Source organism: Rhizobium nepotum 39/7, assembly GCF_000949865.1.
GTDB classification, from domain to species: domain Bacteria; phylum Pseudomonadota; class Alphaproteobacteria; order Rhizobiales; family Rhizobiaceae; genus Agrobacterium; species Agrobacterium nepotum.
Window position 1 is genome coordinate 98,939 of the sequence record NZ_JWJH01000001.1, and the last position, 12,356, is coordinate 111,294.

The 12,356-nt window shown below is 59.5% G+C and carries 12 protein-coding genes; 8 read left to right on the forward strand and 4 right to left on the reverse strand.

Translation table 11 applies throughout. The annotated features are described in order from the left end of the window. The first annotated feature begins 31 nt into the window (after positions 1 to 31). Both RS75_RS26570 and RS75_RS00410 read left to right on the forward strand, forming a co-directional pair. Positions 32 to 268, forward strand: coding sequence for a hypothetical protein (locus RS75_RS26570; protein ID WP_045016283.1), 237 nt, complete (start codon positions 32 to 34; stop codon positions 266 to 268). Beyond that, positions 253 to 2,061 carry an ABC transporter ATP-binding protein/permease gene (locus RS75_RS00410; protein ID WP_045016285.1) on the forward strand — a complete coding sequence of 603 codons (1,809 nt, stop codon included), beginning with the start codon at positions 253 to 255 and terminating at the stop codon, positions 2,059 to 2,061. Before RS75_RS26570 ends, RS75_RS00410 begins: the two co-directional genes overlap by 16 nt. A gap of 42 nt (positions 2,062 to 2,103) precedes the next feature. Here RS75_RS00410 and RS75_RS00415 read toward each other — a convergent pair whose 3' ends face one another. Beyond that, a complete protein-coding gene (locus RS75_RS00415) occupies positions 2,104 to 2,298 on the reverse strand; it encodes a hypothetical protein (protein ID WP_045016673.1) in 195 nt (64 codons plus the stop codon). A 173-nt stretch (positions 2,299 to 2,471) separates the two neighbouring features. Between RS75_RS00415 and RS75_RS00420 the strand changes: the two genes are divergently transcribed. From RS75_RS00420 to RS75_RS00440, 5 genes are all read left to right on the forward strand, one after another. Further along, complete coding sequence (locus tag RS75_RS00420) at positions 2,472 to 2,861, forward strand: acyl-CoA thioesterase (RefSeq protein ID WP_045016288.1); 390 nt, start codon at positions 2,472 to 2,474, stop codon at positions 2,859 to 2,861. A 113-nt stretch (positions 2,862 to 2,974) separates the two neighbouring features. Next, on the forward strand, positions 2,975 to 4,156 hold the full coding sequence (locus RS75_RS00425; RefSeq protein WP_045016290.1) for a carboxylate--amine ligase: 1,182 nt from the start codon (positions 2,975 to 2,977) through the stop codon (positions 4,154 to 4,156). A gap of 6 nt (positions 4,157 to 4,162) precedes the next feature. Continuing rightward, the gene (locus RS75_RS00430; protein ID WP_045016675.1) at positions 4,163 to 5,212 is read left to right on the forward strand and encodes a polysaccharide deacetylase family protein; all 1,050 of its coding nucleotides are present in this window, start codon (positions 4,163 to 4,165) and stop codon (positions 5,210 to 5,212) included. 173 nt (positions 5,213 to 5,385) lie between these two features. After that, positions 5,386 to 6,426, forward strand: coding sequence for a four-carbon acid sugar kinase family protein (locus RS75_RS00435; RefSeq protein WP_045016293.1), 1,041 nt, complete (start codon positions 5,386 to 5,388; stop codon positions 6,424 to 6,426). A gap of 4 nt (positions 6,427 to 6,430) precedes the next feature. Beyond that, positions 6,431 to 7,138 (forward strand): FadR/GntR family transcriptional regulator, encoded by a 708-nt coding sequence (locus RS75_RS00440; RefSeq protein WP_045016295.1) that lies wholly within the window; start codon positions 6,431 to 6,433, stop codon positions 7,136 to 7,138. A 47-nt stretch (positions 7,139 to 7,185) separates the two neighbouring features. Here RS75_RS00440 and RS75_RS00445 read toward each other — a convergent pair whose 3' ends face one another. Genes RS75_RS00445 through RS75_RS00455 form a run of 3 tightly spaced genes read right to left on the reverse strand, consistent with a single transcriptional unit; the run spans position 7,186 to position 10,459 of the window. Further along, positions 7,186 to 8,313 (reverse strand): iron-containing alcohol dehydrogenase, encoded by a 1,128-nt coding sequence (locus tag RS75_RS00445; protein ID WP_045016296.1) that lies wholly within the window; start codon positions 8,311 to 8,313, stop codon positions 7,186 to 7,188. Next, entirely contained in the window at positions 8,310 to 9,266 is a 957-nt protein-coding gene (pdxA, locus tag RS75_RS00450; protein ID WP_045016298.1) for a 4-hydroxythreonine-4-phosphate dehydrogenase PdxA, read from the reverse strand. Before pdxA ends, RS75_RS00445 begins: the two co-directional genes overlap by 4 nt. Continuing rightward, entirely contained in the window at positions 9,263 to 10,459 is a 1,197-nt protein-coding gene (locus tag RS75_RS00455) for a sialidase family protein (protein ID WP_045016300.1), read from the reverse strand. The genes pdxA and RS75_RS00455 overlap by 4 nt, the downstream gene beginning before the upstream one ends. A gap of 322 nt (positions 10,460 to 10,781) precedes the next feature. Here RS75_RS00455 and RS75_RS00460 point away from each other — a divergent pair, with 322 nt between their 5' ends. Beyond that, positions 10,782 to 12,290 carry an ABC transporter substrate-binding protein gene (locus RS75_RS00460; RefSeq protein WP_045016302.1) on the forward strand — a complete coding sequence of 503 codons (1,509 nt, stop codon included), beginning with the start codon at positions 10,782 to 10,784 and terminating at the stop codon, positions 12,288 to 12,290. The last annotated feature ends 66 nt before the right edge of the window (positions 12,291 to 12,356 follow it).

A 12,356-nucleotide genomic window follows, 5' to 3' on the forward strand; every position in this document is an offset into this window, starting at 1 on the left:
CGCCCCTCTGAAATTATTCGGATTTTGTGCAATGCAGGAAAAGAAAGCAAGGATCATTTCCCGGGGCAATCGCATTGTTGGTAGAGGCCGCGATGTTTGCCCGCAGGAAGAATCGCCGGGGCTTTTAAATCGCCGCCGTCAGGATTTCGCCGGGGTTGTGGACAAGGTCGAACGGCGTGTTATTGCTTGGCATTGCAAAGCGCAGGATCGCGAACCGCTTTCTTTGCCGACTGACGTTTCGGAATGGACTGAATGGCAACAACGGTGACCGACGATCAGCGCAAGAGCGGGGCTAACCTTTCGGGCTTCGATCTCGATTTTCGTGCGCAGCTGCGCATGATGGGCAATGCCTTCTGGACGTCACCGGTGCGCAACCGGCTGATATTGCTGTCGATTGCCCTGCTCGTCGTGATATTGCTCACCGCCTATGGCCAGATCAGGCTCAACGAATGGAACGCACCGTTTTACAACGCGCTGGAACGGCGCGACCTTGGCGCCTTCCTCCATCAGCTTGAGGTCTTCGCGATCATTGCCGGGCTGTTGCTTCTTCTCAACGTCATCCAGACATGGCTGAACCAGATGACGGCGCTGAACATGCGCGAGGGTCTTGCCAAGGATATGGTGGACCAGTGGCTGAAACCGGGCCGCGCCGCGCGTCTTGCCGGTTTCGGCACCATCGCGATCAACCCGGACCAGCGTTTGCACGATGACGTTCGCAATCTTGCGGAAAGCAGCACGGCGCTTTCCATTGGCCTTGTAAATGCGACGATCCTGCTCATCAGCTTCATCGGCGTTCTCTGGAGCCTGTCGGCGGGCTTTTCCATTACGATCAACGGCGATCCCGTGCCCATTCCGGGATACATGGTCTGGGCGGCGATCTTTTATGCAGGCTCGGCATCGCTGCTCAGCAACCTTGTCGGCTACCGTCTGGTCGGGCTGAATGCAGAACGTTATTCGAAAGAGGCCGAACTGCGCTTTTCTCTGATGCGCGCCAGCGAAAATCTGGCGGCGATTGCGCTCGCGCGTGGTGAAAAAAACGAGAGGCGGCGGATCGGCGTCGATATCGATGCGGTGCTCGGTGTGATCCGGGGCCTTGCCATGGCGATGACGCATCTGACGTGGGTTTCGTCGGGCTACGGGTGGCTGGCGGTCGTCGCGCCCATTCTGATTGCCGCGCCGGTTTATTTTTCCGGCAACCTCACCTTCGGCGGGCTGATGATGGCTGTCGGGGCTTTCAACCAGGTCAATACGGCGCTGCGCTGGTATATCGACAATTTCGGGCCGATCGCCAGCTGGAAGGCGACGTTGCAGCGTGTTTCGGTGTTCCGCAACGCCCTGATCCAGATGGACAGTGTCGAACAGCATGGTCTGGCGATCGATCTTCAAAGAAGCACGGAGAATGATAAAATCCGCCTCCAGTCGGTGACGATCTGCCGCGATGCCGGTGGGCAGGACCTGGAGCGGGGTTTTCGCTTGCGCGAGACCGATGTTGAAATCGGACCCGGCGATCGTCTCATGGTCAATGGCGAGCAGGGCGTGAACCGGCGGCTGCTCTTTGCCGCAATGGCGGGCCTGTGGCCCTGGGGGCAGGGCCGAATAGAAATGCCCGAACAGTCCGATACGCTTTTCATCGCCCAGCACGGCTATCTGCCGACGGGGACGCTACGCGAAGTTCTGGCCTATCCGCGCGCACCCCAGCGGTTTGCGGAGGAGGACTATGTTGCTGCGCTTACCGCATGCGGGCTCGGTGAGATGGCATCCCGGCTTGACGAAAACATCCGCTGGGACAAGAAGCTGGATTCGGATGAGCAGGCCAGCCTCAGGATCGCCAATGCGCTGTTGCTGAAGCCGAAATTCATCGTCATCGACGATTTGCTGGAAGGGCTGGAAAAACAGACGCAGGATACGCTGGCCGAGGTTCTGCGTGGGATCGAAGACGTGGCTATTATCTATATCGGCAGGTCAGAGACATTTCTGTCTGTTCTTTCCCCGGCTGTGGCCCATCTGGATCACGCCTTTATGAAGGAAAATACAGCGAAACCGGATATCGCTCCGCAATAAGCGGCCGCCGGGCTGTGCGGCCCGTTGGCCCAATCGGGCGGATCAAAGCCGCAAATGCCATTGTTCCGAGTTGAGCCGCTGCTGTTTGGCAAGGCTTACGGTGCCGCCCGGTCCTTCCTGCGAACGCAGGGCAAGGGTGCCTGTTGCCAGACTGATGGCGACGACGCTGGCGACCGCGAGAACGATACGGTCATAGCGCTGCTGTATCGTGTTGTTTCCACTCCAGTCATAAGCCATTTGCACGCCCCCGCGTTTTTTGGAATCGTGCCCCATCATGGTTAACCGAAGCTTACGATGACGTCGTGATTCCTTGCTGTTTTGGAAAGGCTGCCGCGAAAAATCAGCTATTGGCTGATGGGAGGCTGTTGTTTAAATCCGGCGGCGGGAGGTTCTTGAAAGGAATTTGAGACATGGACCAGCAACCGCCCACCGATATGGAACTCACGCTCAGAACGCTTGCCATGCCGGCGGACGCCAATCCGGCCGGCGATATTTTCGGCGGCTGGGTCATGTCGCAGATGGACCTTGCGGCCTTCGTCCGCGCCAATGATGTGGCGGGCGGGCGTACCGTTACCGTGGCGGTTCATGAAATCGTCTTCAAGAAACCGGTCAAGATCGGCGATACCTTGTGCGTCTACACCAGGATCGAAAAGGTCGGGCGCACCTCCGTCACACTCAAGATTGAGGCTTGGACCCGCAGGCATTATCAGGATTCCCGGGAAAAGGTCACCGAGGCCGTCTTCATCATGGTCGCTGTGGACGACAAGGGTGAGCCGCGTCCCGTTCGCAAAGAAGTGTGAAGCGACACTCCGCCGTCCTGTTCATTGATCGCCAGACGCCCAATAATTGAGAAATATCCAATTTATTTATCAATTTTTGCGATCAAGGTATGGAATAGGGCGGGGATCAGGCTGTGACCATTCCAGGTGTTGTTATTGTTGGTGGCGCTCACGGCACGCTTGCCCTTGCCCGCAGCCTTGGCGCCCTTGATGTGCCTGTGCACTATCTCACCCATGATTCACCCCTGCCGGGCTGGTCGCGTTTCGTTCGGGAAACGATCCGCTGGCCGGGGCCGCATGATGCCGGGGCTTTGGCGTTTTTGCGCGAGATGGCGGGGAAACATCATCTGAAAGGTTGCCTTCTGGTGCCATCGGGGGATGGTGAGGTTCAACTTGTTTCGCAACATCGCGATGAGCTTTCCGCCCTTTATGAGATCGTCCTGCCGGATTGGACCTCTCTGCAATGGATCTGCGAGAAGCCGCTGCTCTACAAACGCGCCGCGGAGCTTGGCGTCAGTTTTCCCCGGACATATGCGCTGACATCGACCGCTGACATCGATGCGCTGGAGGTGAGGTTTCCCGTTATCCTCAAGCCGAATATGGGTGGCGGCGACACCGTGATCTCCCGGGCGAAGGTTATCCGCGCCGATGACAGGCAGACGCTGAAAGCGGCCTTTGCCGAGGCGAGCGGCGAGATCGGTGCGGGCAATGTCGTGGTACAGGAACTCATTCCCGGCGGAGGAGAAAGCCAGTTTTCCTATGCGGCGCTCTGGCGGAATGGCGAACCGGTTGCCGAATTCACCGCCCGGCGTGCACGCCAATATCCTGTCGATTTCGGTTATACCAGCACCTGTGTCGAGGTGGTCGACAACCGGCAAGCGATCGATGCGGCCCGGAAAATATTGAAATCCGTTGGTCACAGCGGGCTTGTCGAGGTGGAATTCAAGCGCGATGGCAGGGATGGATCGCTGAAACTTCTCGATGTCAATCCACGCCCATGGTCATGGTTCGGCCTGTGTTCGGCCGCCGGCATCGATCTTGGCGCGCTGCTGTGGCAAGTTGCCAATGACATGCCGACCGGCCAGTCCTTCGATGCGCGGCAAGGCGTTTCCTGGTCCTATCTTGTCCGCGATGCCATTGCTGCGTTCACATTGAACCGGCGGGGGCAGGGGGGCAATTATTTCGCCTCTCTGCGCAAAATCCGCAGCTGGGCCGCTTTCGCGCCTAACGATCCCTTGCCGGGCCTGATCGACCTGCCGCTTACGGTCTGGAGAGTTATCAAAAAACGGGTTCTGCCCGGTCTGAAGTCACGGTAGTTGGCGATGGTGTTCTTGCAGTCGGTAAAACGCTCGCTGAAATATGGGGCCATAAGAACGGGGCTAGAGGTTGCTTCCCTGCCGGCGGTTCGTGCGGCTATCCCATTCTTTGCCGGACGCGGCGCGATCTTCACGCTCCACCATGTTCGCCCGGATGCGGATGTTTCGGCTTTTGCACCGAATGTGCACCTGTCGATCACGCCGCAGTTTCTGGAAGAGGCGATAGTGGCCGCGCTCGAATGCGGTCTTGTGCCCGTTCATCTGCATGATCTGCCGCGCTTGCTCACCGATAATTCCGAGGAGCGGGCGTTTTGCGCCTTCACGCTTGACGATGGTTATCGCAACAATGTCGAATATGCCGCTCCGGTCTTCCGCAAATACGCCGTTCCCTACACGATTTTCATCACGCCGGGCTTTGTCGAGCGGACGCGCAGCATGTGGTGGGAGACCGCTGCCGCGCTGACGCAAAAGGCGGCGTCCTTCGACTTTGATTTCGGGGCAGGGCCGGAACAGGTGAAATCCTCCAGCCCTTGGCAAAAAGCTGACGCATTCGCGCGTCTGGAAAACTTCGTCCAGGGCTTCGCGGAGGATGAGGCGGTGGAGAGGATCGACCGTACGGCGAGGCAATATGGTATCGATCCGATCGCCATCGTAGACGAACTCGTCATGGATGCGGCCGAACTCAAGGCGTTGTCGGGTGATCCCCTGGTTCATCTCGGCGCGCATACCATGACGCATGTGAACATGCGCAAGATCGATGCGGCGCGTCTGGCCTACGAGATCGAGGAATCGACGCGCCGGATAGAGGCCTATGTCGCGCATCGGCCACAATCCTTTTCCTATCCCTATGGCTCGACAAAGGCGGTGGGAGAACGCGAAGCGAATGCGATATTCTCAGCGGGATTTCCCGTGGCGGTCACCACGCAGGCGGGTGTTCTCGGACCCCGCAGCCTCGAAACGCCGATGCTTCTGCCGCGCGTGTCGCTGAACGGGCGTTTTCAAAAAAAGCGCTTTGTCAAAGCGCTTATCTCAGGCTTGCCTTTCCGCTTCATCTAGCGACGAAAAGCCGTTCGTCGTCTTCCGTTCCTGATCTTGCCGTCTGATGGATGGCGGCCGGCTTGGTTAATCGAAGCGCCGCATTATTTTTGTTATTCACTTCCATTTATCTATTGATTATAAATCAATTTATCGAAGGAAAACATGACAACTTTTTTCTAAGGTTTTCGCCCGTGCTGTTGATTTTTGCCGACGACCTGACCGGCGCGCTTGATGCGGCCGCCCCCTTTGCGGGGCGGGGGCTTTCGACCGAGGTTGCGATCGGTATTGACGGCGTCGGTGCGGCACTGGCGGATGCGCCGGCCGTTCTCAGCGTCAATCTGGGGTGCCGGGATGGCGAGGCGGATGAAGCCCGCCGTCGGACGGAGGAACTTCTGACGCTGGTTCCGGCCGGCACAGTTCTGTTCAAGAAGATCGATTCCCGCCTGAAAGGGCATATCGCTGCGGAAATGGACGCGATTTCCTACCGCCATGCGCTTGTCGCCCCCGCCATTCCTGATTTCGGGCGTATCGTCGTTGGCGGGGCCGTGTCCGGTTTTGGCGTCGATGACGCCATTCCGGTTGATGAAAGGCTGGGCGGGCACACCAGCCGCTGCACGATACCCGATACCCGATCCCAGGCGGACATCAGCGAGGCTCTCGTCGCCGGACGGGCAAATGGGGTCGATCTCCTGGTGGGTGCGCGGGGCCTTGCCGAGGCGCTGGCCGAAATGATGGCGGCACGGACTGTGCCTGAACCGGCGACCATTCCCGTGGGCAAGGGGCTTTTCGTCATCGGTTCGCGCGACCCGATCACCATGGAACAAATTGAAGTCCTCAAGGGTACCGGCTTTGCGTCTGTCATCGATGCATCCAATGGTGTCGTGCCTTCTAAGGCAGGTGATGGCTCTGGCCTGACACTCGTTCAGGCGACACAAGGGACTGAAGATGTTTCGCCGCTCAAGGTCGCCGACCGGCTGGCGCAAGGGGTCGTGCCTCACTTCACGGACGGGGCAACCACGCTGTTGTTGTCCGGTGGGGCCACGGCCGAAGCCGTACTGCGCGGCATGGATATCTCGCGTCTTCGTCTTGCCGGCGAATGCCTGCCCGGTCTCGGTGTCGGCTGGTCCGGCGGCCAATGTTTTATTGCGAAGTCCGGCGGTTTTGGGCAAGCTGACACGTTGAAACGAATTGCGAAAATGATGCTTGGCGAAAATGACGCCGGAGAGAGCTGACCAGATGGGGCTGATGAAAGAAACGGCGCGCAAGGCACTTCCGGACATTATTTTCGAGCGAATGCACCGGGCGATCAAATCCGGCGCCTATAAGCCAGATGAGCGGCTGCCGACCGAACATGAACTGGCCATGGAGTTCGAAGTGTCGAGGCCGGTTGTCCGCGAGGCCCTGCGGCGGTTGCGCGAGCAGGGGTTCATCTATTCCCGAAGAGGCTCGGGCAGCTATGTGCGGGCATTCGGCCTGCGCGAACCGCTGGGTTTCGGCCAGCTGGAAAATGTCGCCGATCTTCTGAACTGTTATGAATTCCGGCTGACGCTGGAGCCGGCAGCGGCGGCGGCCGCGGCCCTGCGGCATGATGGTGAAAGGCTGTCGGCGATCAAAAAGGCGCTGGAGTTGATGCGGGACGCCACCAATCGCCAGTCTCACCGGGAGGATGCCGACTACCAGTTCCACCTCGCCATCGCGCGGGCGGCAAGGAACAGTTATTTCTCGACCGCCATGGAGGCTCTGAAAGACCATATCGCGGTTGGAATGAAGTTTCACGGCATGTCGGTGAAGCGCGAGGCATCCGGCCTCACGCGCGTGTTTGCCGAGCATGAGGCGATAGCGAATGCGATAGCGGATGGCGATGCGGAGGCCGCGCGGCGGTTGATGCTGGAGCATCTAACGGGATCGCGCGACCGCCTGTTCGAATCCTCGCATACGGATTGATGAAGTGACGGCAAACCGATGCGCGCGACTGCGCATCGGATTTTCCCTCAGAAGGCGCGGCGGTAAATGCCGAGCACGTCCTCGAGGCTCATATCGATGGGATTGTTGTCCATCAGTCGGCGGATTGCGTGCGCGTCTTCGGCATAACGGGAAAGATCGCTTTCGCTTGCTCCGTGCCTAGCGAGTGACATTTCAATGCCGAGGCCGGCGCAGAAATCCGTCGCCGCCTTGCTAAGGTCATCAGGTGAAAGATGCGCGCGAAGCCCGAGCGCTCCGGCCACTTCCGCTGTCTTTGCCGAAACCGCAGGCTGATTGAAGGCCAGAACATGCGGGAAGACGATGGCGTTCGCCAATCCGTGCGGCAGGTTGAGAAGCGTGCCCAGCGGATAAGCGATGGCGTGACCGGCCGCCGTATTGACCGGGCCAAGGCAGATGCCGCCATAATAGGAGGCCAGCATCATTCCTTCCCGCGCTTCGGTATCGCCGCCATCACGAACGGCGCGCGCCAGATATTTGCCCACCAGCGCAAAACCCATGCGAGCGAAACCGTCGATCATCGGATGGGCCTTGCGGTTGGTAAAAGCCTCCACACAATGGGCCATGGCGTCCACCCCCGTTGCCGCCGTAACGGCTGGTGGCACGGAATAGGTGAGTTCCGGATCGAGAATGGCGAAATCCGCGATCAGATAAGGGCTTTCGACCGCGATCTTGTTGCCCTTGACGGGATCGGTGATGAGCGATCGGATGCCGGCTTCCGATCCGGTTCCGGCGGTGGTGGCGATCTGCACGAGCCTTGTGTCGCGTCCGGCAACTCGGTTGGGCCCAGCCACATCCTCAAGCGTCTGAGTGGAATTCCAGAGTGCGGCGACCAGCTTTGCCACATCCATCACCGAGCCGCCGCCGAGGCCGATGATGAGATCGGGTTTGGCAGCGCGCGCCGCCGCCAGTGCGGCATCAAGCGTTGCCGTGTCGGGCTCGCCGGGAATGGCGTCGAAAACGGTGAAAGCGCCCTGCAATTGCAGCCGCTCAGCGAATTTCGCAGTCAGCGGCGTGGCGATCACCAGGGTTGATGCGGTTTCGCCGGCCCAGGCACCGACCTGTGAAATGGTGCCAGCGCCAATTGCGAGCCTGCGCGGCTGGTGGATGAGAATGGAAGCTGTGGACATGGTGCTCATCCTTTCGCGCTCTTGCCCGCCACGAGCTTGCGCGCATAGGCGATGGCCTCTTTCATGTTGCCGTGATTGGCGATGCCTTTGCCGGCAATGTCGAAGGCCGTGCCGTGATCGACGGAGGTACGGTCTATAGGCAGATCGACCGAGACATTGACGGCGGTATCGAAGGCCACGAGCTTGATGGGGATGTGGCCCTGATCGTGATATTGCGCAACGACGAGATCGAAAGCGCCCGAATAGGCCCGGTGGAACACGGTATCGGCGGAAATCGGCCCTTGCACCTCGATGCCTTCGGCGCGCGCGGCTGCAACAGCCGGCGCAATCTGGTCGTCGTCCTCGGTGCCGAATAGGCCGTTTTCGCCGCAATGCGGATTGATGCCGGCAACTGCGATGCGCGGACGCTCGTAACCGATGCGCTTCAAATGGGCATCGCCGGCGCGGATCGTCGCCAGCACCCGTTCCGTCGTGGCGCGGCGAATGGCTTCCTGCAGGGAAACATGGGTCGAGACGTGAATGACCTTCAGCCGTTCGGAGGCAAGCAGCATATAGGCCGCCGAAGAACCGGTCAGGCTGCGCAGCATGCCGGTGTGCCCGTCATAATGGTGGCCTGCGAGGTTTAAGGCTTCCTTGTTGATCGGCGCGGTGACGATGCAGCCGATTGCACCTGCTTCGGCATCGCGAACGGCCTTCTCAATGAAACGGAAGGCGGCGTCTCCGGCCACGGGCGACAGCGTGCCCCAGGGCAGCGGCGCGCCTTCCACAGGCAGGTTGACGACATGGCCGGTGAGATCGATGTCGACGCCAAGTGCCTGCCGCGCCGCTTCCAGTGTGGCGAGGTTGCCGTAAATCCGCGTCGCTGCGCGATCCGTGGCGGACATTTCGGCGAGTGCGCGGACGGTGATTTCCGGGCCGACGCCGCAGGGGTCACCCATGGTGATGCCAATGATGTTGCTCATCTTTCTCTCCTGTCCTCGGCGTCTGCCCAGCCGGGCGCCAGCCGGACATATTTGATTGCGCGGCGATGATAGGTGTAGCTCGCGTGCAGCGTACCGTCCGGTGCCTCCAGAAGCCATGGATAGGACATTTCCAGATTGCGGCCGTCCGTCGAATCGTTCGACAGGCAGGTGCCCGGCCCGCCCTCGATCAGAATTCGGGCAGGAAAGCTGCGCCCGTCGTCATCGGACAGGCAGATGGAGACTGGCGCGCGCGGCACGCCCCAGACGGGCACGCATCCGCCGCTCGGATCGGCATCCGGCCTGTCGTCATCCTCGCCCAGCTCGTCATAAAGCGAGGCGCGCCTGTCGCTCGATTGCGCGGCGTTAACGGGGTTGCAGATCATTGCCAGCCTGCCGTCACCGAGCCTGATCGCGGCGATGGAGGAATTGTTGTTCGGCACGTCGGTCGGTTGCGGCTCTGCCCATGAGCGGCCGCCATCGGCGCTTTCCGTGCGGTAGACGAAATCGGCCTGACGGCGGCGGAAAAAAGCGGAGTATTGCGTATCCGCGCCCGCAACCGGGCTCATATGCACGCAGCCGGTCGAGCCCGGCAGTTCCTGCAATTGCCATGTCGCGCCATTGTCCTGGGATATGCCGAGCGCTGCCGTGTCGTGGCTGCCGTTCCATTTCTGGCCGGGGCGCTGGACGCAGCGGAAGATCGGCAGCAACCAGGCGCCGTCATCGCGGATGCGGAGCGGTGCGCGCACGAAACAGCCTTTCGGAAGATCGAGAAAACGGCCTTCATCGGAGGACAGTTTTTCCGGTGCAGCCGGGTCGCGGACGACCCGCGCCATGCGGATGCGGCATTCGTCCTGATTGCCGGAGGGCTGGGAGGTATGAAACAGCCAGAGAACGCCGTCCGGAGCGTTGAAAAGAACCGGGTTTTGCTCGGAATGGGCAGGGTCTTGGCTCAGGCGTTGCGGTGTGCCCCAGCGGGTTGCACCTGATGTCAACACCGACGCGAAGATCGAGATATCTGATTTTCCCTCCAGCGTGCCGCCGAACCATGCGCAAAACAGGGTGCCGTCATCAGCCAAGTGCAGGAAGCTCGCATGGTTCTGGATCATCGGTGACGGCAGGAACGCTTCGTGCCGGTTTTCTGAAACGGCATGGATGGCTCCGGTCATGGCGTGATCGATGTCATCAGGGGTCATCGTGGTCTCCTCTTGCCTGATGGAAATGACATATTCGAAAAGTTGTCAAGTTTATTTGATAAAAATTTTGCGTGGAAATTTTTCGATTATAGCATCTATCTAATTGTTTTTCTTTGGTAAAATAAGGAATATCTTTTCGAATAAAAAATGCTAATGAAAAATAAATTGACAAAAAACGTTTGAGCGTCAATGCTCTGCTTACGGATGGAGGAAACAATCATCCGCACGCCATGCTCCTGAATGAAGGGGACGGGTTATTTTTTAGATAACCCTTGCGGCGCGCCGCCATGTTGCTGAATTTCTGATCTGGGAGGAGAACGGAATGAAGAAGTCATTGATTGCGGGCGCCCTGGCCATGGGTTGCCTCAGCGCCGCCGTATCGCCGGCGTTTTCGGCGTCGGGGCCGATCAAGATCGTGCTGGCGGAAGAGGCGGACCTGCTCGAACCTTGCATGGCGACCCGCTCCAACATCGGCCGTATCATCATGGAGAACGTCAGCGAGACGCTGACGGAGCTTGATGTGCGCGGCAAGAACGGCGTGCAGCCGCGCCTCGCTGAAAAATGGGAACAGAATGCGGACGGAAGCTGGCGTTTCCATCTGCGTGAGGGTGTGAAGTTTTCCGACGGCACAGCCTTCGACGCCAAGGATGTCAAGCATAGCTTCGAGCGCATCATGAGCGACAAGAACGCCTGCGAATCCCGCCGTTATTTCGGCGGTATGAGCGTTACCCCGACAATCGTCGACGACCACACGATCGACTTCAAAACCGAACCGGCCCAGCCGATTCTTCCGCTGTTGATGTCGCTCGTCACCATCGTTCCTGAAGAAACCAAGATGGAATTCATCCGCGAGCCTGTCGGCACCGGACCTTACAAGCTGACCAACTGGACGCCGGGCCAGCAGATCGTTCTGACCGCGCGCGACGATTATTGGGGCACCAAGCCGCAGGTGACGGAGGCGACCTATCTTTTCCGCGCCGATCCTTCGGTGCGCGCCGCCATGGTGCAGACCGGCGAGGCCGATCTTTCGCCTTCCATTTCCCAGCTTGACGCCACAAATGCAAAGACCGACTTCTCCTATCTCGACAGCGAGACGGTCTATATGCGCCTCGATCACAACATCGCGCCGCTGAACGATGTTCGGGTGCGCCGCGCGCTCAATCTCGCCATCGATCGGCAAGCCTTCCTCGGTACGCTGGTTCCCGAAGGTGCTGTGCTGGCCACCGCGCTCGTTCCGCCGACTACGCTTGGCTGGAACCCCGACGTCAAGGTGTTCCCCTATGATCCCGAGAGCGCAAAGAAGCTGCTTGAGGAAGCCAAGGCTGCCGGCGTGAAGGTGGATACGCCGATCACCGTCATCGCACGCACGGCGAACTTTCCGAACGTCACCGAGATCATGGAAGCGATCCAGCAACAATTGCAGGAAGTCGGCTTCAAGATCGATCTGAAATTCGTGGAAGTGGCCGAACACGAAAGCTACTATTCCAAGCCATTCAAGGAAGGCCGGGGACCGCAGATCGTCGCCGCCATGCACGATAATTCCAAGGGTGACCCGTCCTTCACCATGTTCTTCAAATATGCCACCAAGGGCACGCAGTCCGGCTTTTCGGACCCCAAGGTGGACGACCTGATCGAACGTGCATCCGCAGCCGTCGGTGACGAGCGCGCCAAGCTCTGGTCCGAACTCATCGCCTACCTGCACGACGACGTGGTGGCGGATGTGCTGCTGTTCCACATGGTCGGCTTCTCGCGTGTCTCCGAGCGGCTGGACTTCAAGCCCACCATCGCCACCAACTCGATGCTGCAGCTTTCGGAAATCGGCATCAAGTAAAGCCTTTGTCCTATCAGCCAAAGAGCGGCGGCGGAGCTTGAGCTTCGCCGCCCTCGTTGAAAAACC